General features: G+C 72.8%; 15 protein-coding genes. 4 read left to right on the top strand and 11 right to left on the bottom strand.

Features of this window, described 5'->3' with window-relative positions; genetic code table 11:
* Positions 1-30 precede the first annotated feature (30 nt).
* The 6 genes from glmS to aroA all read right to left on the bottom strand — a co-directional run bounded on the left by glmS (position 31) and on the right by aroA (position 10,009).
* Positions 31-1,869 (bottom strand): glutamine--fructose-6-phosphate transaminase (isomerizing), encoded by a 1,839-nt coding sequence (glmS, locus tag PIJ49_RS05445; protein WP_271826040.1) that lies wholly within the window; start codon positions 1,867-1,869, stop codon positions 31-33.
* Between the two features lie 418 nt (positions 1,870-2,287).
* On the bottom strand, positions 2,288-5,008 hold the full coding sequence (locus PIJ49_RS05440; RefSeq protein WP_271826039.1) for a helix-turn-helix transcriptional regulator: 2,721 nt from the start codon (positions 5,006-5,008) through the stop codon (positions 2,288-2,290).
* 526 nt (positions 5,009-5,534) lie between these two features.
* The gene (locus PIJ49_RS05435; RefSeq protein ID WP_209682271.1) at positions 5,535-6,320 is read right to left on the bottom strand and encodes an inositol monophosphatase family protein; all 786 of its coding nucleotides are present in this window, start codon (positions 6,318-6,320) and stop codon (positions 5,535-5,537) included.
* An 18-nt stretch (positions 6,321-6,338) separates the two neighbouring features.
* The gene (locus PIJ49_RS05430; RefSeq protein WP_271826038.1) at positions 6,339-7,481 is read right to left on the bottom strand and encodes an ABC-2 transporter permease; all 1,143 of its coding nucleotides are present in this window, start codon (positions 7,479-7,481) and stop codon (positions 6,339-6,341) included.
* Positions 7,482-7,565: 84 nt separating this feature from the next.
* Positions 7,566-8,624, bottom strand: coding sequence for a ribosome small subunit-dependent GTPase A (gene rsgA / locus PIJ49_RS05425; protein WP_271826037.1), 1,059 nt, complete (start codon positions 8,622-8,624; stop codon positions 7,566-7,568).
* Complete coding sequence (aroA, locus tag PIJ49_RS05420) at positions 8,621-10,009, bottom strand: 3-phosphoshikimate 1-carboxyvinyltransferase (protein WP_271826036.1); 1,389 nt, start codon at positions 10,007-10,009, stop codon at positions 8,621-8,623. The genes rsgA and aroA overlap by 4 nt, the downstream gene beginning before the upstream one ends.
* A 135-nt stretch (positions 10,010-10,144) precedes the next feature.
* On the opposite strand from aroA, the gene PIJ49_RS05415 reads away from it, so the two are divergent.
* The 3 genes from PIJ49_RS05415 to PIJ49_RS05405 are packed head-to-tail and all read left to right on the top strand — an operon-like array spanning position 10,145 to position 11,653.
* A complete protein-coding gene (locus tag PIJ49_RS05415) occupies positions 10,145-10,921 on the top strand; it encodes a sigma-70 family RNA polymerase sigma factor (protein ID WP_066658348.1) in 777 nt (258 codons plus the stop codon).
* The gene (locus tag PIJ49_RS05410; RefSeq protein WP_066654764.1) at positions 10,918-11,160 is read left to right on the top strand and encodes a zf-HC2 domain-containing protein; all 243 of its coding nucleotides are present in this window, start codon (positions 10,918-10,920) and stop codon (positions 11,158-11,160) included. Before PIJ49_RS05415 ends, PIJ49_RS05410 begins: the two co-directional genes overlap by 4 nt.
* A gap of 52 nt (positions 11,161-11,212) precedes the next feature.
* On the top strand, positions 11,213-11,653 hold the full coding sequence (locus tag PIJ49_RS05405; protein WP_066654762.1) for a GNAT family N-acetyltransferase: 441 nt from the start codon (positions 11,213-11,215) through the stop codon (positions 11,651-11,653).
* 165 nt (positions 11,654-11,818) lie between these two features.
* Here the strand turns inward: PIJ49_RS05405 and PIJ49_RS05400 are convergent, their stop codons facing one another.
* Positions 11,819-15,565: a multifunctional oxoglutarate decarboxylase/oxoglutarate dehydrogenase thiamine pyrophosphate-binding subunit/dihydrolipoyllysine-residue succinyltransferase subunit gene (locus PIJ49_RS05400; RefSeq protein ID WP_271826035.1), complete on the bottom strand. Its 3,747-nt coding sequence runs from the start codon at positions 15,563-15,565 to the stop codon at positions 11,819-11,821.
* A 289-nt stretch (positions 15,566-15,854) separates the two neighbouring features.
* Here PIJ49_RS05400 and guaB1 point away from each other — a divergent pair, with 289 nt between their 5' ends.
* Positions 15,855-17,294 (top strand): GMP reductase, encoded by a 1,440-nt coding sequence (gene guaB1, locus PIJ49_RS05395; protein WP_251159708.1) that lies wholly within the window; start codon positions 15,855-15,857, stop codon positions 17,292-17,294.
* A gap of 227 nt (positions 17,295-17,521) precedes the next feature.
* On the opposite strand, the gene PIJ49_RS05390 is transcribed toward guaB1, so the two are convergent.
* The 4 genes from PIJ49_RS05390 to PIJ49_RS05375 form a co-directional block, all read right to left on the bottom strand.
* Complete coding sequence (locus tag PIJ49_RS05390) at positions 17,522-18,592, bottom strand: hemolysin family protein (RefSeq protein WP_066658342.1); 1,071 nt, start codon at positions 18,590-18,592, stop codon at positions 17,522-17,524.
* A gap of 23 nt (positions 18,593-18,615) precedes the next feature.
* Positions 18,616-20,004, bottom strand: a complete 1,389-nt coding sequence (locus PIJ49_RS05385; RefSeq protein ID WP_066654758.1) for a hemolysin family protein — start codon at positions 20,002-20,004, stop codon at positions 18,616-18,618.
* A 237-nt stretch (positions 20,005-20,241) separates the two neighbouring features.
* The gene (locus PIJ49_RS05380; RefSeq protein ID WP_271826034.1) at positions 20,242-21,324 is read right to left on the bottom strand and encodes an NADH:flavin oxidoreductase/NADH oxidase; all 1,083 of its coding nucleotides are present in this window, start codon (positions 21,322-21,324) and stop codon (positions 20,242-20,244) included.
* Positions 21,321-21,959, bottom strand: coding sequence for an HAD family hydrolase (locus PIJ49_RS05375; protein WP_066654754.1), 639 nt, complete (start codon positions 21,957-21,959; stop codon positions 21,321-21,323). Before PIJ49_RS05375 ends, PIJ49_RS05380 begins: the two co-directional genes overlap by 4 nt.
* Positions 21,960-21,977 lie beyond the last annotated feature (18 nt).

Genomic DNA, 21,977 nt, shown 5'->3' with positions numbered 1-21,977 from the left:
CCGTCACCCGGTTGCGCTGCACGTGCCTGGCTACTCGACCGTCACCGACCTCGCGGCGGCGCGGGGCTTGTCCACCGCGCAACCGAGCTGCAGCGCGAGTTCACGCGCCAGCATCTGCAGGGGCACGACCGCCTCGACCGGACCCCAGGGTGCGAGCGACCGTCCCCAGGCCAGGTCGGTGGCCTCCGCGCGGTCGGTGATCGCCGGTACGTCGGAGCCCGCACCGCCGATCGTGACGACGAGGCCCCCGCGGGCCCGGACCTCGGCGACGGCGGAGGCGATGCGCGGGTCCCCGTGGTCGACCACCACGACCGGGGTGCCGTCGTCGACGAGCGCGAGCGGACCGTGCTTGAGCTCACCGACGGGGCAGGACCGTGCCCACCGGTAGGCGAGCTCCTCCACCTTCAGCGCACCCTCGGCTGCGTAGGGCAGCCCGGGCCCGCGGCCGACGAACAGGAAGCCGGGCGCGTCACGGACCGTCGCGGCCAGGAGCGGGATGCGCTCAGCTGCGACCGCGGCGGCGGCCGCCATCCGCTCGGGCAGTCCGGAGAGCTCGTCGACCAGGGCTGCGGCGCGGGTCGGCTCGAGCCGGCCCGAGGCGACCAGTGCCGACAGGACCGCGGTCACGCCGACGACCACCTGCGCCGTGAAGGTCTTCGTCGCGGCGAGCCCGACCTCGGGGCCGGTGTGGCAGGCGAGCACCGCGTCGGCTCGGCGGGCGAGGGACGAGTGCACGTCGTCCGTCAGCGCCAGGACCGGGTACCGGTCGTCGAGCCGGTCGAGCGCCCGGAGGACGTCCGCGGTCTCCCCGGACTGGCTGATGGCGACGACGAGGGTGCCGCGACCGAGGACGGCGTGGTCCACCTCGCTCGCGACGACGATGTCGGTGGGCACGCCGCCGAGGGTGCGCGCGGTGCCGGCGACGACCTGGCCGGCGTGCAGCGACGTCCCGCAGGCGACGACGGCGAGCCGCTCGAACGCCGGCAGCCCGAGCCCCGTCCAGGTGCTGCCGTCCGCCGTGCGCTGCCGGACGCGCTCGAGCAGGTCGGCGATGACCCGGGGCTGTTCGGCGATCTCCTTGGCCGTGTGGTCCGGGTGGTCGCCGAGGTCGACGTCGAGCGCGGTCGTGGCGAACGGGGACGGGGTGGGGAAGGGCACGGGCACGGCGATGCCCTCCGACGACCAGCTCCACGCCTCGCCGAGCTCGACGACGTCGCCGTCCCGGAGCGGCACGAAGGTCTCGCACCACCGGGCGATGGTGCCGACGTCGCTCGCGACGAAGTCACCCCGTGCCGAGCGTGCGACGACGAGGGGCGACCGGTTCGCGGCGGCGACCATGCGGCCGTCCCGGGCGTCGAGCACGACGATCGCCCAGGAGCCCCGCAGTTGCGCGGTCGCGATCTGCACCGCGAGCACGAGGTCGGGATCGACGCGGAGTGCACGCTCGACCAGGTGCCCGATGACCTCGGAGTCGACCTCGGACCGGAACACGTGCCCCTGCTGCTCGAGCGTCGCCCGCACCCGTCCCGCGTTCTCGACGGTCCCGTTGTGCACGACGCTGATCCGGCCGGAGCAGTCGGCGTGCGGGTGCGCGTTCTCCTCGCGCACCGTCCCGCAGGTCGCCCAGCGGGTGTGCCCGATCCCGAGCCCGGTCGAGGCGTCCTCTGCCGGTACCGCGGCCGCCCGTGCAGCGAGGTCCGCCCGCAGGTCCGCGACGCGGGACACCGACCGGACCGTGGCGATCCGACCGGCGGCGGTCCGCACCGCGACGCCGACGGAGTCGTACCCCCGGTACTCCAGCCGTTCGAGACCGTCGAGCAGGAAGGGGGTCACGTCGTCGCTGACGCGCGCCGCGATGATGCCGCACATACGGTGTCCGTTCGGGTGGTGGACCGGCCCGGTGCCGGGGAGCGGCACCGACCGCCGCCGGGTCTGCCGCGGGTCCGGGTCCGTCGCCCGGCCGGTCCACCCGCGGATCAGGCGGGGGCGGACCGGGAGGGTCGGCGGTTCGGGTACCGGACGGTCGTGATCCGCGGACGGGCCCTTCCGGGAAGGGCACGACGGTCGGTGCACCACGAGCCTCGCCCGGCGGGTCCGCCGGGACAACACCGCGCAGCGGCTCTTGCGGTTCACCGCGCGAGCGGTGCGACCCGACGTGTCGTCGGTGCGGACTCCCGCAAGCCGGCTCGCGGTCCGACGTCGGGCGTGACGGACGGGAGGCCCGGTACCAGCTGGTACCGGGCCTCCCGTCCGTCGAGCGGTCGCCCTGCGTCCGCGGGTCGCGCGATCAGGTGAGCAGCGCGACGAGGTGCGAGCGTGAGCGCGCACCGACCTTCCGGTAGATCTGCGTCAGGCGCAGCTCCACGGTGCGCTGGGACATGAACAGCGACGAGGCGATCTCGCGGTTGCGGTAGCCCTCGGTCACCTTCTGCACCACGGCGCGCTCCTCCGCGGTCAGCTGGGTGAGCACGACGGACGCGTCCGGTGCGCTCCGCGGTGACCCGGGGACCGGGGCGGACAGCACCGGTCCGGACCGCAGTGACGTCGGCACGCCGAAGGCCGGCATGACCGCCGTCGGCGCGGGCGTCGCCAGCGGTCGTCGCAGACCGGCCGCCTCGTACGCGGCCGCGGCGGCGGCGCCGAGGCGGGGCCGCTCGGCGTCCGTGCCCACCGCCGTCAGGGCGGCGAAGGTGCGAGCGCGCTCGTACTGCGAGTCGTGCGGCTGGAACAGCTCGAGGGCTCGACGACGCGCCGTCTCACGGGTGGCGTCGTCGGCGACGAGCGCCAGGCTGCGGGCCAGCACGAGCGCCCCCCAGCGGGACGGCCGGGCGTGGTGGTCGGCCGCGAGCCGGGCCGTCGCGTTCCGGGCGTCGTCGATCCGGCCGAGGCGCACGTAGCCCTCGACCAGGTCGCCGAGGTGCCGCAGCACGGTCGGGTTGCGCAGCGACCGGCCGACGGCGTCCGCCGCCTCGAGGGCGGTCACCGCCTCGTCGACACGACCGTCGAGCAGCAGCACACGCCCGCGGAGTGCGTGCAGCCGGGCCGTGGTGCCCCAGAGCAGCACCGTGGAGCGGAGCGCCAGGCACCGGTCCACCACCTCGAGCGCCTCGAGCGAACGACCCTCGGCGAAGTGGCGCCACGCGACCGCGACCGCCCGCGACGGCTCGCGGAGCCGTTGCGCGGACAGGGCGCTCCCGGCCTCCCAGGCGTCGATCGCGCGGAGGGCCTGCCGGAAGTTGCCGGAGCGCAGCTCGTTCTCGGCGGACAGGTAGCGGGCTCCCTCGACCCACACGGCCTCGGTGTCCTGCCCGCGGGCGACGACGAGCGCGAAGACGCGACGTGCGCTCCGGTACCGCTCGGCGAGGCTCAGCGCGTGTGCGACGAGCAGGAGTGCCGGGTCGGACATCGCCATCAGCCGCGCCGTCGAGAGTCCGTCGTAGAGCTCCGTGTCGGCGGGCAGCGAACCGTCGAGCGCAGCGACGAGGCACTGCACGGCGCCGGCGATCTCCGCGGTGTGCGGGGTGATCACCGGACCGAGCTGCTCGACCCGGGCGAGCAGGTCGCGGGCCTGCTCGAGGTCCCACGTCTCCGCCCGGAAGCTCGCGACCATCGCCAGGAGCCCGGCGGTCGCGGGGGCTTCGGGTGCCTCCGCGTCCACGGGCACGAGGAGCTCGTCCGCGTGCACGGTCTCGCCGCGCAGGTACTGCACGGAGTACAGGACCCGCAGGCGCCGGACCTCGTCCGACCCGCGCCGGAACGGGCGCATCGCGGTGAGGTAGCGCGCGGCGAGCCCGAGCTGACGCTGTGCGAACAGCGCCTCGGTGACGGCGAGCAGTGCCGTCCGCTCGTCCTCACCGCCCGAGCCGACGTGCAGGGCACGCTCGGCCAGGGCGACCGCGGCGTGCGGTGCCCCGTCGGCGACGTAGCCCGCGGCGGCGTCGAGCAGCGCGACCACGTCGGGGACGTCGTCGACGAAGCTCCGGTGCCACGCGGCGGCGCGCTCGTCCGCCTCGGCGCTCGCCACGGCGAGCTCACGGTGCAGCGTGCGCCGGGTGCGTGCGGACATCCGCCAGTACAGCGCCGACCGCAGCAGCGGGTCGCGGACCGTGACGGTCTGGCCGCGCACGACGACGAGCCCGGCGTCGGCGAGGTCGTCGACGGCGTCGCGGTCCCATCCGGTCGTCCTGGCGACCGGCACGAGGGACAGCCGGGCGAGGACGTCCAGACCACGTCCCGCGTCGTCGGTGTCGGTGTCGGTGTCGGCGGCACCCTCGACCACGTCGAGGGTCAGCGCCGCGATGGCCTCGGTCGTGGCGGTCGGGCGCAACGGCAGCACGAGCGGCTCGGTGCCGGTCAGCTGGGCGGTCGAGAGCATGTCGAACTGCTCGCGGAGCGCACCGGGGTTGCCGCCCGTCGCATCGGCGAGGATCGCGAGGACGCCGTCGTTCGCGCCCTCCGGTGCCATCGACCGGGCCAGCGCGAGGGACACGTCGGCGGCCAGCGGCTCGAGCCGCAGCACGGGGAGGGCCGTGAGCGGACCGTCCGACGGCACGGTCCGGACCGTTGCGACCAGGCGCAGTGCCGTGCCGGCGAGCCGACCCGCCAGGAACGCGATGAGCTCCTGGCTCTCGCGGTCCATCCGGTCGAGGTCGTCGATCAGGACGACCGTCGGCGGCAGGGTCAGGGTCTGCACGGCCTCGAGGAAGTCGTGCGCGGCGGCGAGCCCGCTCGTCGCGCCACCGGCCTGCAGCAGGTGCGCGATGTGGGCGGTCGCCCGCGGATCGTCGAGTGCGGTGAACAGGGAGGTCACGCCGGCCAGGGGCCAGCGGGACTCGCTCCCGTTGACACCGACCCGCACGACGGGGAGGGAGACGCGGTCAGCGACCGCGTCGAGGACGCTGCTGCGCCCGGAACCAGGGTCGCCGACGACGACCATCGCGGACTCACGAGGGAGTACAGCGAGGGTCGCGATCCGGTCGACCTCGAGACGGCGACCGGTGAGTGCCATGACTCACCGGCCTCCGGGTCCGGGGACGGAGACTGCGGTGGGCGTCCGGTCGGCAGCGCGGCGGGAGACCACGGCGACGGACGGGATCCGGTCGGCGTCACGGGCAGGGACCGTGGCGACGGACGGACGCGAGGCGGCGACGGAGCGCACACCAGGGCTGTCGGTGAGATAACGCGGACGACGAGTGAGGGTGCACTCGGTTCCGCCTGGGAACGATGAAGTCATCGTCTGGACCACCCCTCGGGTCAGGGTTTTCGGACGAGTAATGGACGACGGACCCGACACGGTCCGGGTCTAGGGAACCCGGTGCGTCCGATCAGTCGTGAGCACGATAACCCGCCCATCGGACGCCACCGAAGTGCTCGTCAGCAGAGTGTCCGACTCGCCTGGCCCCAGTCCGGGGGGTCCCTGCCCCCGTCCGGGGGTCCGGCACCGTCGGCGGGGCCGCGCGCAGGGGACAAGCGGGGTACACCGCGGCGCAGCGCCCGCCCTGCCCCGGTGCCGCCCCTGTCGGGACGACCAGGGGCTACGGACGCCGGATGACGTCCACGACGGCGTCGTGCACGTGCCCGTTCGTGGCGAGGGCGCTGCCGTGCCACGGGCCCGGGTCGCCGTCGAGAGAGGTGAAGCGGCCGCCCGCCTCCTCGACGATCGGCACGAGGGCCGCGATGTCCCACGGCTTGAGGTCGGGTTCGCCCGCGACGTCGAGGACCCCCTCGGCGACGAGCATGTACGACCACATGTCGCCGTACGCCCGGGTGCGCCAGACCTTGCGGGACAGGGTGACGAGGGCGTCGAGCCGGTCGTCCTCGTCCCACTGCTGGATGCTGTTGTAGCTGAGGCTCGCCTCGGACAGCGCCGTGACGCCGGAGACCCGCAGGGGTCCGTCGGTCGAGTGCGCGCCGAGCCCCTCCGCGGCCCACCAGCGCTTGCCGAGCGCCGGGGCGCTGACGACGCCGAGCACCGGGCGGCCGTCGACGGCGAGGGCGATGAGGGTCGCCCAGACCGGCACTCCCCGCAGGTAGTTCGCGGTGCCGTCGATCGGGTCGACCACCCACTGCCGGTGCCCCTCGCTCAGGGCATCGGCGCCGGTGTCCGCCGTCGTCTCCTCGCCCAGGAACGCGTCGTCCGGGCGCTCGGCCGCCAGGCGCTCGCGCAGGGCGCGCTCGACCGCCTGGTCGGCGTCCGTGACGTGCGTGCTGTCGGCCTTCGTCGTGACGTGCAGGTCGGCGGCGCGGAACCGCTCGAGGCTGATCGCGTCGGCGGTGTCGGCGAGGGAGCGGGCGAAGTCCAGGTCGGCGCTGAGGTCCACGGAGGTCAGGCTAGCGCCCTAGGCCGCGACGACCTGCTCCTCCTCGTAGCGTGACACCGCGCGCTCGCGCGCGATGCGGGTCCGGCGTGCGGCGAGCCCGTGCACGAGGACGCCGAGCAGCACCGCGACGACCAGCCACAGCACGAGCACGACCACCGACCGGGTCAGCGACGCTCCGGGGAAGTACACGAGGTCCTGCGCGGCGCCGAGCCAGGCCGCGCCGCTCCAGAACGTGTTGAGCGCCGCGAAGAAGCCGGGCTGGAACGACGGCTGGAAGATCCCGCCGGAGCTCGTGAAGTTGAGCATCACGAAGAGCATCGTCAGGATCGGGGTGGTCCACCGCCCGAGCAGCGGGTGCATCCCGACGCCGAGGGCGACGATGACGGCGTCGTAGAGCCACGCGAACAGGAAGACCTGCCAGCGGTGGTCCGGGATGACGCCGTACAGCGGTCCGGCGACCAGGACACCGATGCCGGCGACGACCCCGGCGGTGACGGCGCCGACGACGACCGTCCAGAGCGCGCGGAGCTTCGCGGCCGCCGCGGCGACGGCGATCGCCGAGGCGTACCCGCCGACGCTCAGGCCGACGAGCAGGAAGAAGAGTCCCTGGCCGGTCGGGTCCTCGTCACCGGTGGGCACGACGTCGTGCACGGTGAACGGCAGGTGCTGCTCGTACGCGATCGGCAGGAAGACCTTCTGGGCTGCGGTCGCGGTGGTCTCGCTCGCGGCCGTGGAGACGTAGAGCACGGCGCCGTCCGTCCCCGGGGCGTACACGGCGGCGAGGTCGCGGTCCCGGACCTGCCGTTCGGCCTCGGCCGGCGAGTCGACGACGTGCGCGACCAGCCGGCCGTCGGAGCCGTCGGTGACGGTCTGGGCGAACACCTGGGCCTCCGGGCCCTGGCCGACGATCCCGACCGGGAGCTCGTGCGGGGTCGGGGCGTGGAACGCGCCGAGGTAGGCGAGGCTCATCCCGACCGCCAGGAACAGCGGCACGAGGATGTGCGACCCGAAGGACCGCAGCGACCGTCCGAGGTGTTCGGGGTGCAGGACCGCCGCCATCGCCGCCGTGGGGCGGTCGGCTCGCGACGGGTGCTCCGCCGCGTGGTCACCGTGGTGGACCGGTTCGGGTCTGGCTGTGTTGTGTTCTGCAACTTCGGGCACGAGGGGCAACGGTACACCCGCGCCGCACGCGACGGTCACCACGCACGCGACGGTCCCCACGCGCGGGACGACCCCCGCCTCGGGTCAGTCCGCGCCGGGGTCGTCCGCACCCATGCCGGTGAGCAGGGCGCGGAAGGAGTCGAGCCGCTCGACGCCGGTCGCCCCGAGCTCCCCGTCGTGCACGCGGTCGACGATCTCCCAGTCGTGCGCCTGTGCGAGCGGGATGCCGTCGGCGGGCTCGCGCACCGGGACGGCGTGCGCCGCGAAGGCCCGGAAGACGTTCTCCGGCTGCACGTGCCCGAGCCCGAACGACCGGACGCCGGGGGTGTCGATGATCCACCCACCGTCACGGACGCGCAGCGCGATCGAGGACGACGAGGTGTGCCGCCCGCGACCGGTGACCGCGTTGACCACGCCGGTCGCGCGGGTCGAGCCGGTGATGGCGTTCACGAGCGTCGACTTGCCGACGCCGGAGTGCCCGACGGTGACGGTCACCGTGTCGTCGAGCACCTCGTGCAGGGCGTCGAACGGCACGTCGTCCGACCGGCTCGTGACGATCCGGAGGTCCAGGCAGGCGAAGTGCGCCAGGAACGGTGCCGGGTCGGCCAGGTCGGTCTTCGTGATGCAGAGCACGGGGTCCAGGCCGGCGTCGAACGCCGCGACGAGGTACCGGTCGATGAGTCGCGGGCGCGGCTCGGGGTCCGCCGCCGCGACGACGATCAGCATCTGGTCGGCGTTCGCGACGATCACGCGCTCGACCTCGTCGCTGTCGTCCGCGCTCCGTCGGAGCAGGGTCGACCGCTCGGCGACCTTGACGATCCGCGCGAGCGAACCGGCGTCGCCCGAGACGTCCCCGGCGAGCGACACGTGGTCGCCGGTCACGACCGACTTCTTGCCGAGCTCCCGGGCCTTCGTCGCCGTGATCACCCGCTCGTCGTCCTGGCCGGCCGACACCAGCACGCCGAAGCGCCCGCGGTCGACGTTCGTCACCCAGCCGGTCGGGGCGTCGTCGTAGTTCGGACGGGTCTTCGTGCGGGGCCGGTTGCCCTTCGGGTTCGGCCGGATCCGCACCTTCGACTCGTACTGTCCGTACGGCTCGTCCTCGTCGGTGTCGTCCCCGTCGACGTCGTCCCACCAGCTCACGGCGTCACGCTCCCGTCCCGGTGGCCCGCAGCCTGGTCCGCACCGGTCGCCACCAGGTCCGCCCAGAGCTCGGGGAACTGCGGCAGCGTCTTCGCCGTGCAGCCGACGTCGTCGACGGCGACGCCGTCGACGACGAGACCGACGAGGGCGCCCGCGGTTGCCATCCGGTGGTCGTCGTACGCGGCCCAGCCACCGCCGTGGAGGCGGGCGGGCGCGATCCGCAGGCCGTCGTCGAGTTCCTGCACCGAGCCTCCCGACCGGTTCACGTCCGCCGCGAGCGCGGCGAGGCGGTCCGTCTCGTGGCCACGCAGGTGGCCGATCCCGGTGATCTCGCTCGGCCCGTCGGCCAGGGCCGACAGCGCGACGAGCGCCGGTGCGAGTTCGCCGCCGCGGGACAGGTCGAGCGTCACACCCGGCAGGGAGGCTCCACCCGCCACCCCGACGCCGCCGTCGAAGACGAGGTCGTCGCCGTCCCGCGTGACGGTCGCGCCCCACAGGGGCAGGAGCGTCTCGAGGTCGGCACCGACCTGCGTGGTGTGGGTCGGCCAGGTGCGGATCCGGACGGTGCCGCCCGCGACGAGCGCAGCCGCCGCGAACGGCGCGGCGTTCGACAGGTCGGGCTCGATGACGACGTCGCGCGCCGCGATCGGGCCCGGGTGCACCACCCACTCGCCGACGGTCGGCTGGCCCACGCGGACACCTCGAGCGCGGAGCGCCGCGACGGTCATGTCGATGTGCGGCAGGCTCGGCAGCCGCTCGCCGACGTGGGTGAGGTGCAGGCCCTCGTCGAAGCGGGGCGCCGACAGCAGCAGCCCGGACACGAACTGCGACGACGCCGATGCGTCGATCTCGAGACGGCCCCCGCGGACCGATCCGGTGCCGGTGAACGAGAACGGCATCGCGCCGTCGCCGTCGTCCGTCACGTCGACCCCGAGGTCCGCGAGGGCGCGGATGATCGCGCCCATCGGTCGCCTCCGCGCGTACGGGTCGCCGTCGACCGTCACGGGGCCGGTCGCCAGCGCGGCGAGCGGCGGCAGGAAGCGCATCACGGTGCCGGCCAGCCCGCAGTCGACGGCGACGTCGCCGTGCATCGGCGCGGGTGTGATCCGGAGGTCCGGCCCGTACGGGTTCGGAGCCGTGCCGTCCGCGGGGACGACCTCGTCGATCCCGACGCCGAGCTGCCGGAGCGCGGCGACCATCAGGGCGGAGTCGCGCGAGTGCAGGGGGAGCCGGATGGTCGAGGGGCCGTCGGCCAGCGCCGCGAGGACCAGCTCCCGGTTCGTCAGCGACTTCGAGCCGGGCAGGGCGACGTCGCCGCGCAGGGGTCCGCGGGCGAGGGGTGCGATCCAGGGATCGGGCTGCTGGGAATGCGTCGACTGGGCCATCGGTTCACCAGGGTACTGAACACCGCGGGAGGACCATTGGCGACAGCGACACTCGAACGGTCACGGACGGCACTGCCGACCGTGCGGACGACGATCGACGGCTCGCTCGGCGGGCTCGGCCTAGACTCGTCCGTGATGACGACCGACGAACCGCAGGCAGCACCGCACGACCTGGTCGAGGAGACCGAGGCGCAGCTCGACGCGGTGTCCGAGGAGGCGGACGCCCTCGAGCCCGAGGCCGAACCGGCGGACGAGAAGACCGTGTCCGAGGCCGAACTGCGCTCCCTGTTCGAGGACCAGGCGCTCCCGTTCATGGACCAGCTCTACGGCGCCGCGATGCGGATGACCCGTAACCCGGCCGACGCGTCGGACCTGGTGCAGGAGACCTTCGTCAAGGCGTACGCGGCGTTCCGGCAGTTCCGTCAGGGCACGAACCTCAAGGCGTGGCTCTACCGGATCCTCACGAACACGTTCATCAACACGTACCGCAAGAACCAGCGGAATCCGTACCAGGGCACGATCGACGAGCTCGAGGACTGGCAGCTCGGCGGCGCCGAGAGCGTCACGCAGTCCGTCTCGGCGCGTTCCGCCGAGGCCGACGCGATCGACCACCTGCCGTCCTCCGCCGTGAAGGACGCGCTCCAGTCGATCCCCGAGGACTTCCGGATGGCCGTGTACTTCGCGGACGTCGAGGGCTTCTCCTACCAGGAGATCGCCGACATCATGAAGACCCCCGTGGGGACGGTCATGAGCCGTCTCCACCGTGGACGCCGGCTCCTCCGCGGGCTCCTGGCGGACCACGCACGCGAGACCGGCATCGTCCCGGACGCAGCATCGACGGCGACGATGCGCGGGCGGGGCCGGAAGACGACTGCGGCCGCTGGTCGCACCGACGGGAAGGACGCACGATGAGCGGCTGCGACTGCTCGAAGGCCAAGGCCGAGCTCGAGGAGTTCCTGCACGACGAGCTCTGCCGCGAGGACGCCGCGGACATCCGCGAGCACATGGAGTCCTGCGAGGACTGCACGAGCGAGCACCGCGTGGGCGTCGTCCTCATGGAGACGGTGAAGCGCGCCTGCGCCGAGACCGCGCCGGACCAGCTCCGGACCGAGATCCTCGCGCGCATCCGCGTGGAGCAGGCGACGCACTAGGCGCGACCGTCCGCGGTCGTCACACGTCGCCGGCGCTGGGTAGGGTCGCCCCATGACCCTCACCGCCGAGTCGATCACCACCTGGTCCGACACGGACGTCGCCGACGTCACCGCCCTCGTCCGTCTGCTCGGGCACGTCGTCGACGAGTCCGCGATGCGCGCACGGCTGGAACGGCTCGTGCCCGAGGCCGGACACCGCACGTGGCTGGTCCGTGGCGACGACGGCCGAGCGGTCGCCGTGGCGGGTGCGCAGGTCACGTGGTCGTACGCGAGCGACGAGCCCACCGCGCAGCTCCTGCTGCTGGTGGTCGACCCGTCGGCCCGGAGGCTCGGGACCGGTTCCGCGCTCATCGACACGTTCGAGACGTGGGCGAGTGAGCAGGGGGCGCACCGGCTGAGCGCCGTGTCCGCCGCCGCCACGGACAGCGCGCACCGGTTCTACCAGAAGCGCGGGTACCACGAGGCCGGGGTCCGCTACACGAAGCTGAAGTAGCGTCGGGCAGCCCCTGGCGCTGCACGTCGGTGCTGCTGCGTGCCGCGTGCGGCCGCCGCTGCTGCCGCCGCCGTCGGTGCGTCTGCGTGCCCGGGAGATGCGCGCCCTGACGAACGATGCGCCCCGTCTCCACGGGGCGCATCGTGCGTCAGGGGGCGCGGCGGATCAGCCGAGTGCCTTGCGGACGACGTCGGCGGCCTCACCCGCGGAACGCTTCGACGAGCCCGTCGCCGGTGCGGCACTCGCCGGGCGCGAGGCCACGGAGAGCGGACGGCCGTCGAGGTGCGGGGACAGGTTCATGCACACGAACGGCCAGGCGCCCTGGTTCTCCGGCTCCTCCTGGGCCCAGACGACCTCGGCCTGCGGGTAGCCCGCGAGCACCCGGAGCAGCTCGTCGAGGGGGAGCGGCGCGAGCTGCTCCAACCGGACGAGGGCGACGTCGGTCGCGCCGGACTTGTCGAGCTCGGCGCGGAGGTCGTGGTGCACCTTGCCCGAGTGCAGCACGACGCGGCGCACCCCGGCCTTGTCGGTCACGCGGTCGTCGTCGAGCACCTCGTGGAAGGAGCCGTTCGTGAAGGCCTCGACCGGGCTCGTCGCCTGGCGGAGGCGGAGCATGGCCTTCGGCGTGAAGACGACGAGCGGCTTCTGCGGGCGCTCCCACGCCTGGCGACGGAGCAGGTGGAACCACGACGCCGGCGTCGAGGGACGCGCGACGATCATGTTGTCCTCGGCGCAGAGCTGCAGGTACCGCTCGATGCGCGCCGAGGAGTGGTCCGGCCCCTGACCCTCGTAGCCGTGGGGGAGCAGGAGCACCAGACCGGAGCGCTGTCCCCACTTCTGCTCGGCGGACGAGATGAACTCGTCGATGACGGTCTGCGCGCCGTTCGCGAAGTCGCCGAACTGCGCCTCCCACAGCACGAGGGCCTCGGGACGTTCGACCGAGTAGCCGTACTCGAACGCCATCGCCGCGTACTCGCTGAGCAGCGAGTCGTAGATGTACAGGCGGGCCTGGTCCTCGGCGACGTTGGCGAGCGGCAGCCACTCCTGCCCGTTCACCCGGTCGTGGAAGACCGCCTGGCGCTGCACGAAGGTGCCGCGTCGGGCGTCCTGGCCGGCGAGCCGGACGGGCTTGCCCTCGACCAGCACCGAGCCGATCGCCATGAGCTCCGCCATCGCCCAGTCGATGCCGCCGGAGCGGGTCATCTCGGTGCGCTTGGTGAGGAGCTGCTGCAGCTTCGGGTGGATCGAGAAGCCGGCGGGCGGGTTGCTGTGCGCGTCGCCGATGGCCCGGACGAGTTCCTCGGAGATCGCCGTCTCGTGCACCTCGATCTCGGCGTCGTCACGCTGGGCCGTCGGACGCTCGAGACCGTCCACGGCGCCGTCGTCGTCCGTCGTGATGACGGGCATCGTGCCGGTCTGCGCCTCGTGGGTCTCGGCGAAGGCGCGCTCGAGGCGGTCCTGGAAGTCGCGGTGCGCCTCGTCGTACTCCTCCTGCGTGATGTCGCCGCGACCGACGAGGGCCTCGGTGTACAGGGTGCGGACGGAGCGCTTCGCCTCGATGAGGTTGTACATGAGCGGCTGGGTCATCGAGGGGTCGTCGCCCTCGTTGTGGCCGCGGCGGCGGTAGCAGACGAGGTCGATCACGACGTCGCGGTGGAACTCCTCGCGGTACGCGAAGGCGAGCTCGGCGACGCGGGCCACGGCCTCGGGGTCGTCCCCGTTGACGTGGAAGATCGGCGCCTGGATCGTCTTCGCCACGTCGGTGGAGTACACCGAGCTGCGCGCGGACTCCGGGGGCGTGGTGAACCCGACCTGGTTGTTGATGACGAGGTGCACCGTGCCACCCGTGCGGTAGCCCCGGAGCTGCGACATCTGCAGGGTCTCGACGACGACGCCCTGGCCGGCCATGGCCGCGTCGCCGTGCACGAGCACCGGCAGCACGCCGAAGGTGCCGGGCGGGGTGCGGTCCTGCTTGGCGCGCACGATGCCCTCGAGCACGCCGTCGACGGCCTCGAGGTGTGACGGGTTCGCGGCGATCGTGACGGGGATGCTCGAGCCGTCCGACGCGCGGAAGACGCCCTCGGTGCCGACGTGGTACTTCACGTCACCGGAGCCCTGACCGGACACGGAACCCGGGAGCGACGACCCCTCGAACTCGCGGAAGATCTGCCCGTAGGTCTTGCCGGCGATGTTCGTCAGCACGTTGAGGCGGCCGCGGTGGGCCATGCCGATGGCGACCTCGTCGAGGCCGGCGCCCGCCGCGTGCTGGATGAGGGTGTCGAGGAACGCGATGGTCGACTCGCCGCCCTCGAGCGAGAAGCGCTTCTGGCCGACGTACTTCGTCTGCAGGAAGGTCTCGAACGCCTCGGCCTCGTTGAGCTTGCCGAGGACGCGGAGCTGCTCGTCCTTCGACGGCTTCGAGTACGGCACCTCGATGTGGCCCTGCACCCAGCGGCGCTGTTCCGGGTCCTGGATGTGCATGTACTCGACACCGACGGTGCGGCAGTAGGCGTCGCGCAGGATGCCGAGCACGTCGCGCAGGGGTGCCGTCGTGGTGCCGGCGAGGCCGCCCGTGACGAACTCGCGGTCGAGGTCCCAGAACGTCAGCCCGTGGTTCTCGAGCTCGAGGTCGGGGTGGGTGCGCTGCCGGTACTCGAGCGGGTCGATGTCGGCCATCAGGTGCCCGCGCACGCGGAAGCTGTTGATGAGCTCCTGCACGCGCGACGTCTTGTTGACGCGGTGGGCCAGGTCGACGTTGATGTCGTTCGCCCACTGGATGGGCTTGTAGGGGATGCGCAGCGCCGAGAAGATGCCCTCGTAGAACCCGTGCTCGCCGATGAGTCGCTCGTGCACCTTCTTGAGGTACTCGCCCGAGCCGGCGCCCTGGATGACCCGGTGGTCGTAGGTGCTCGTCAGCGTGATCGTCTTGCCGACGCCGAGCTCGACCAGGGTCTTCGTCGCGGAGCCCTGGAACTGCGCCGGGTACTCGAGCGCACCGGCGCCGATGATCGAGCCCTGGCCCTTCGTCAGGCGCGGGACCGAGTGCACGGTGCCGATGCCGCCCGGGTTGGTGAGCGAGATCGTCGTGCCCTGGAAGTCGGCCGGCGTGAGCTTGTTGTCGCGGGCGCGCTTGACGAGGTCCTCGTACGCGGCGAGGAACTGGCCGAAGGTCAGGGTCTCGGCGCGCTTGATGCTCGGGACGAGGAGCGAGCGGGTGCCGTCCTTCTTGGGGACGTCGATCGCGATGCCGAGGTTCACGTGCGCGGGCTCCACCACGAAGGGCTTGCCGTCGCGCTCCTCGTAGAACACGTTCTGGCTCGGGAAGTCCTTCAGCGCCTGCACCATCGCCCACCCGATCAGGTGGGTGAAGGAGATCTTGCCGCCCCGGGCCCGGCGCAGGTGGTTGTTGACGACGATGCGGTTGTCGATCATCAGCTTCGCCGGGATCGTCCGGACGCTGGTCGCGGTCGGGACCGTGAGCGAGGCGTCCATGTTCGAGGCCAGCGTCTTCGCCATGCCCCGGAGCGGGGTCGCCACGTCCTCGTGGGTCTCCTCGTGGTCGTCGGCCTCGTCGTTGGCCTCGGCCGGGATCGGCTGCGGGGTGGGCTGGCGCGAGGTCGTCTTCGCCTGGATCGGACCGGCGGGCTTCGCCTCGCCCGGGGCGTCACCCGTGGCGGGCTGCTGCGTGGTCGACTGCGACGAGGACTGCGCGGGGGCGGGTGCGCTGGGCGCCGAGCCGGCGGCGGCGTCGCCCCCGGTCTGCGAGCGGTGGTAGCTCTCGAGCACGGGCCACCACGACTTGTCGACGGACTCCTTGTCGGCGACGAACTGCTCGTAGAGCTCGTCGACCAGCCACTCGTTCGCCCCGAATTCGCCCGCGGTCTCGTCCGTACCCGTCAGATGGCTCGACACAGCCGATCGCCCACTCTCCGTCGATAGATGCTCGTGTGTGTCGTGCGGGGCAACCCTGCTCCGCACTGGCCGCCAGCCTAGCCGTTCCGCGCCGACCGTTCGGTGACCGTCGGACGCGCGCCGCGCCTCCCGGCCGTGCTCGCGCGTGTCGGGACGGGGGCCGCCCGCCGGACCGGTGGACCCGACGACGGGTGTCGCGCAGCAGGGGTCCTGCTCCGGCGTCGACGGTGCGCCGGGGAGACCTCCCGCACGCGTGTCCGCGCGGCTGCGGAGCCGTACAGTGGCACCCATGAGGTTCTACGAGACGCGGCCGACGCACGACCTGACCTACTCCGACGTCTTCCTCGTGCCGAGTCGGTCCGGGGTGACGAGCCGCTTCGACGTGGACCTCGCCACGAACGACGGCACGGGCGCCACGATCCCGATCGTCAGCGCGAACATGAACTCGGTGACCGGCCCGCGGCTCGCCGCGACCCTCGCCCGCCGCGGTGGGCTCGGTGTGCTGCCGCAGGACATGCACCTGCAGGACCTCGACGCCGCGATCCGCTGGGTCAAGGAGCAGCCGGTCGACTTCGACACCGCCTACGACATGCGCGCCGACACCACCGTCGCCGAGGCGCTCGAGCAGCTGCTGCCGGTGGCGGGCCGGGGCGTCGTGGTCCGCGACGGGGCGGGGGAGTACCTCGGCTGCGTGCCCGCCGCCCGGCTCGGCACCGCGGGTGCGGACGCGACGATCGGTGACCTGCTGCACGGACCCTCGACGGCAATCGACGCCGACGACGCCGGTACCCCGCGGCACGTGTACGACGTGCTCTCCGCCGCCGAGGTCGACTTCGCGCCCGTGGTCCGGCACGGCAGGGTCGTCGGCACCACGAGCCAGACCAGCGCGATCCGCTCCGACATCTACACGCCCGCCGTCGACGGGGACGGTCGCCTGCGGGTCGCCGCCGCGGTCGGCATCAACGGCGACGTCGCCGCGAAGGCGAAGGCCCTGGCCGCCGCCGGGGTCGACGTGCTCGTGCTCGACACCGCGCACGGCCACCAGGAGGGCATGCTCCGCGCGCTCCGCACGGTCTCGGCGCTGGGTCTCGGCCTGCCGATCGTCGCCGGCAACGTCGTCACCGCCGACGCCGTCGCGCACCTCGTCGACGCCGGTGCGACGATCATCAAGGTCGGCGTCGGACCGGGCGCGATGTGCACCACGCGCATGATGACGGCCGTCGGTCGCCCGCAGTTCTCCGCCGTGCTCGAGACCGCCGCGGCCGCCCGGTCGCTCGGCGCACACGTCTGGGCCGACGGCGGCGTCCGCTACCCGCGCGACGTGGCACTCGCGCTGGCCGCCGGAGCCTCCGCCGTCATGATCGGTTCGTGGTTCGCCGGCACGCTCGAGGCGCCGGGCGTGCTCCGCCGCGACGCCGCGGGCAAGGCCTACAAGGAGAGCTGGGGCATGGCGTCGGCGAAGGCCGTGCGGGAGCGCTTCGAGCGCCTCGACCCGTACGAGCGGGCCCGCAAGGCGCTCTTCGCCGAGGGCATCTCGTCGTCGACGATCTACCTCGACCCGGAGCGGCCGAGCGTCGAGGACCTGCTCGACATGATCACCACCGGCATCCGCAGCTCGGCGACGTACGCGGGGGCGTCCTCGCTGACCGAGTTCGCCGAGCGGGCGCTCGTCGGCATCCAGTCGGCCGCCGGGTACGAGGAGGGCAAGCCGCTCCCCGTGAGCTGGTAGCGGCGCGGGGTGGTCGGCCGCTGGCGCGAGTCTCGGTTCCACGGACAGTTTCGCGGTCCCACCGCCCCGAACGTGTCCGCCTGGCCGAGTCTCGACCAGGACCGACAGACGGACGGGAGGCGCGGTGCCAGCTGGCACCGTCCTCCCTCGCAGGCTCGGTCGGCGCGCCCCGCGCAACGCTTCGCGTCGCCGCTGAGCTGGGCGCGCCCGTCCGTCGTCCGGTGCGGTCAGCGCCGCCGGGTCGCGTCCTCGACGGTGCCCACCAGTTCCTCGAGGATGTCCTCGAGGAACAGCACACCGATCGTGCGCCCCTCGGCGTCGAACGCCCGCGCCACGTGACGGCCCGCCGCACGCATGGTCGCGAGGGCGTCCTCGAGGTCCATGTCCGTGTACAGGGAGATGAGCTGCCGGATCCGCTTCGGGGGCACCGGCACGTCGAACTCGTCCGGACGCAGGTCGATGACGTCCTTGACGTGCACGTAGCCCGTCGGGTCGCCGTCGTCGCCGACGAGCACGTACCGCGAGAAGCCACGCTGGGCGACCGCGCGCTCGACGTCCTCGGGCGTGGCGTCCTCGGGGAGGGTGACCAGGTCGGACATCGGCACCGCGACGTCCTTGACCTTCTTCTCCGTGAACTCGAACGCCATCGCGAGCTTGCCGTCGTCCGTCAGGGTGCCCTCGCGGCGGGACTGCTCGACGATCGTCTGGACCTCCTCCACGGTGAACGCGCTGACGGCCTCGTCCTTCGGCTCGACCTTGAACAGACGGAGCACGGCGTTCGCGGTCTCGTTCAGGCCGACGATCACCCAGTGCAGGGCGTGGCCGATGTACCAGAGCGTCGGGACGAGCAGCAGTGCGGCCCGGTCGGGCATCGAGAACGAGATGTTCTTCGGCACCATCTCGCCGAACACGACGTGCAGGAAGGACACGAGCAGCAGCGTGAAGACGAACGCCACGGTGCCGATCACCTCGACGCTCCAGCCGGTCAGTCCGAGCGGGACCTCGAGCAGGTGGTGGATGGCCGGCTCGGACACGTTGAGGATGAGGAGCGAGCAGACCGTGATGCCGAGCTGCGTGGTGGCGAGCATGCGCGTGGCGTGCTCCATCGCGGCGAGCGTCGTCTGGGCGGCCTTCGACCCGGCCTCGGCGCGCGGCTCGATCTGCGAGCGGCGGGCGGAGATCACGGCGAACTCGGCGGCGACGAAGTACGCGTTGCCGAGCAGCAGGACGACGAGCCAGAAGATGCCCCACCAGTCGGAGCCGCTCGACGCGGACTCACCGGCGGCGAGGACGACCATGCCGTCGTGGACGGACGCGGCGCTCATCGGGAGCCCTCCTTCGTGGCGGGGATGATGATCCCGGTGGCCGGGCGCTGCGCGGTCGCGGTGCTGCCGGTGGTCGGGACGGGATCGGGGTGCGTCGGGGTCCAGCGGACGCGGTCGACACGGCGACCGTCCAACCGCTCGACGCGGAAGACGCCGTCGTCGAGCGCGACCTCGTCACCGACGGCGGGCAGGCGTCCGAGGGAGGACATGATGAACCCGCCCACGGTCTCGTACGGACCGTCCTCGGGGACCGTCACGCCGGCGCGGTCCTCGAGCTCGTCGGGACGCAGGAGTCCGGGGAAGGTCAACCAGTTCCGGGAGCGCACGACGTCGATGCGTGCGCGGTCGTGCTCGTCGGACACCTCGCCGACGATCTCCTCGACGAGGTCCTCGAGCGTGACGACACCGGCGGTGCCGCCGTACTCGTCGACGACGATCACCATCTGGTAGCCGCGGCTCCGGACCTCGGCGAGCAGGGTGTCGCCGGGCATGGTCTCGGGGACGCGCTCGGCCTCGGTCATCAGGGCGCCGACCGGCACCTCGGGGCGCTTCTCGCGCGGGACCGCGACGGCCTGCTTCACGTGCACGATGCCGACGACGTCGTCCGCGTCCTCCTCGATCACGGGGAAGCGGCTGAAGCCGGTGCGGCGCGCGAGCGCGATGACGTCGTCCGCCGACTCCGAGACCCGGATGGTCGACAGTCGCGGGCGCGGGGTCATCACGTCGCTCGCGTCGAGCTCGGAGAACGCGATGGTGCGCTGGAGCAGCGTCGCGGTGTCCTGCTCGAGCGAGCCCTCCGACGCCGAGCGGCGGAGGAGCGAGCTGAGCTCCTCGGCGCTGCGGGCTCCGGACAGTTCCTCCTGGGGCTCGATGCCCATCGACCGGAGGACGGCGTTCGCGGTGCCGTTGAGCAGGGCGACCGCGGGCTTGAACACGGTGGTGAAGGCGACCTGCAGCGGCACGACGAGCCGCGCGGTCTGGAGCGGCAGCGCGAGCGCGAAGTTCTTCGGCACGAGCTCGCCGAGGATCATCGACAGCAGCGTCGCGATGACGAGCGCCACGATCGAGCCGACGGTCTCGACGAGTGCCTCGGGCAGCTGCATCGCGAGGAACGGCGCCTCGAGCAGCGTCGCGATCGAGGGTTCGAGCAGGTAGCCGGTCAGCAGGGTCGTCAGCGTGATGCCGAGCTGCGCGCTCGACAGGTGCGTCGACGTGACCTTCAGCGCTGCGATGACGGGCGCCAGGCCGGACTCGCCGCGGTCGCGCCGTGCCTCGACCTCGGCGCGGTCGAGGTTCACGAGCGCGAACTCCGAGGCGACGAAGACACCGGTACCGAGGGTCAGCAGGATGCCGCCGACCAGCATGACGATGTCGAGGGGACTCATTCTCCACCTCCCGACGCACGGGAAGCGGGGCTGCTCACCGAGTGAGCGCCGGATGAGTGGGAAGGCGAAACGGAATTCGGAGGATCGTCCACAGTGAGAGTCATGGTAGCGGGTGCGCAGCGTCGGAGCCGAGAGGACGTACAGGGAGCGCGCCGTGCCTCCCGGCCCGCACGCCGCGCGCCCCCGGCCGGTGTCGGTGACCGGTCGTGAGGCGCGCGGTGCGCTGGGTGCGCCGGCCTACGCCGTGACGCGCGCGCGGTGGTACTGCTGCGGCTCGTAGTCGATCGCCACGCCGAGCTCGGCGGCGGCGCGCAGGGCGAAGGACGGGTCGCGGAGGAACTCGCGGCCGACCATGACGACGTCGGCCTGGCCGGTGGCGACGACCTGCTCGGCCTGGAAGGCGGTGGAGATCATGCCGACGGCGATGGTGCCGATGCCGGCCTCGCGCTTGACCGTCTCCGCGAAGGGCACCTGGTAGCCGGGCCCGACCGGGATCGGGGCCTTCGCGACGTTGCCGCCGGTGGAGACGTCGGCCAGGTCGGCGCCGTGCTCGGCAGCCCAGCTGGCGACCTGCACGGTGTCCTCCACCGTGAGTCCGCCGTCGACCCAGTCGGTGGCCGAGAAGCGGACGACCACGGGGAAGCCCTCGCCGACCTCGGCGCGGACGGCGTCGATCGTCTCGAGCAGGGCGCGGGCGCGGTTCTCGAGCGAGCCGCCGTAGGCGTCGGTGCGGTGGTTGCTCAGCGGCGAGAGGAACTGGTGGAGGAGGTACCCGTGCGCCGCGTGCAGCTCGACCAGGTCGAAGCCGGCCTCGACCGCGCGGCGAGCGGCCGCCGCGAACGCGAGCGCCACGACGCGGATGTCCTCGGTCTCGAGCTCGCGCGGCACCGCGTAGCCGTCGAAGGCCACGGCCGACGGAGCGACCGTCGCCCAGCCGCCCTCGGCCTCCGGCACGCTGCCCGAGGCCTCGGACCAGGGGCGGTGGGTCGATGCCTTGCGCCCGGCGTGTGCGAGCTGGATGCCGGCGGCGGCGCCCTGCGCGTGCAGGAAGTCGACGATCGGCCGGAAGGCGTCGCGCTGCTCGTCGTTCCACAGGCCGACGTCCTGCGGGCTGATCCGACCCTCGGGCACGACGCCGGCGGCCTCGACGACGACGGCGCCCGCGCCGCCCTTGGCGAACCCGCCGAGGTGCACGAGGTGCCACGGGGTCGGGACGCCGTCCTGCCGCTCGACCGAGTACTGGCACATCGGGGAGACCCAGAGCCGGTTGCGGACGGTCAGGTCGCGGATGGTGATCGGTTCGAACAGGGCGTGCGTCACGCGGGTGCTCCTTCGTCGGTCCGTGCCGCCAGGTCCTGCAGGAAGGTCCGCAGTCCGGCCGGCGACGTGAAGTGGTGGCCGACCGCCCCGATCGCGTCTGCACCGGCGGCGTTCTCGGCCCTGTTGTCGACGAACACCATCTGCTCGGGCGTGATTCCCAGGCGCTCGCACGTCGTGCGGTAGACGGATGCGTCCGGCTTGAGGACGTGCTCCTCGGCACTGACCACGACCGTCTCGAACACCGAGCCCATCGGCGACCAGCGGTACGGGTCGCCGAAGTCGCGCCCGGCGTTGGACAGCAGGGCGAGCCGGGTCCCGGCGGCGTGCAGCTCCTCGACGATCGCCAGCGCCTCGGGGTCCACTTCGAACCAGCCCGTGAAGTCGACCGCCCAGAAGCGGTGGATCTCGGTGAGGCTCCACCGCCGGCCGGTCCGCGCCGCGATCGCGCGCCAGTACTCGAGCACCGTGAGGTCGCCCCGGTCGAGGTCGTGTCGCAGCTCCTGGTACACCGGCAGCAGCTCGTCCGCGGGTACGCCGGTCATCGCGACGAGGGCGTCCCACGCGCCGTGCGGTGTCCGGCTGATCACCTCGCCGTAGTCGAAGACCACCACGCGACCGGGCAGGAACAGGCTCATGCGCTCCACCGTAACGTG

The sequence above is a fragment of the Curtobacterium uvaldense genome (assembly GCF_028307415.1).
GTDB lineage: Bacteria > Actinomycetota > Actinomycetes > Actinomycetales > Microbacteriaceae > Curtobacterium.
The sequence above is the reverse complement of the archived record's forward strand: the minus strand, read 5'-3'. Positions and strand labels throughout refer to the sequence as shown.

Excerpts from the sequence above, each read along its gene's own strand:
- guaB1 (WP_251159708.1), top strand. The coding sequence starts at position 15,855 with ATGAGGTTCTACGAGACGCGGCCGACGCACGACCTGACCTACTCCGAC.
- glmS (WP_271826040.1), bottom strand. The coding sequence starts at position 1,869 with ATGTGCGGCATCATCGCGGCGCGCGTCAGCGACGACGTGACCCCCTTC.
- PIJ49_RS05440 (WP_271826039.1), bottom strand. The coding sequence starts at position 5,008 with ATGGCACTCACCGGTCGCCGTCTCGAGGTCGACCGGATCGCGACCCTC.
- PIJ49_RS05375 (WP_066654754.1), bottom strand. The coding sequence starts at position 21,959 with ATGAGCCTGTTCCTGCCCGGTCGCGTGGTGGTCTTCGACTACGGCGAG.
- aroA (WP_271826036.1), bottom strand. The coding sequence starts at position 10,009 with ATGGCCCAGTCGACGCATTCCCAGCAGCCCGATCCCTGGATCGCACCC.
- PIJ49_RS05415 (WP_066658348.1), top strand. The coding sequence starts at position 10,145 with ATGACGACCGACGAACCGCAGGCAGCACCGCACGACCTGGTCGAGGAG.
- PIJ49_RS05385 (WP_066654758.1), bottom strand. The coding sequence starts at position 20,004 with ATGAGTCCCCTCGACATCGTCATGCTGGTCGGCGGCATCCTGCTGACC.
- PIJ49_RS05405 (WP_066654762.1), top strand. The coding sequence starts at position 11,213 with ATGACCCTCACCGCCGAGTCGATCACCACCTGGTCCGACACGGACGTC.
- PIJ49_RS05410 (WP_066654764.1), top strand. The coding sequence starts at position 10,918 with ATGAGCGGCTGCGACTGCTCGAAGGCCAAGGCCGAGCTCGAGGAGTTC.
- PIJ49_RS05390 (WP_066658342.1), bottom strand. The coding sequence starts at position 18,592 with ATGGTCGTCCTCGCCGCCGGTGAGTCCGCGTCGAGCGGCTCCGACTGG.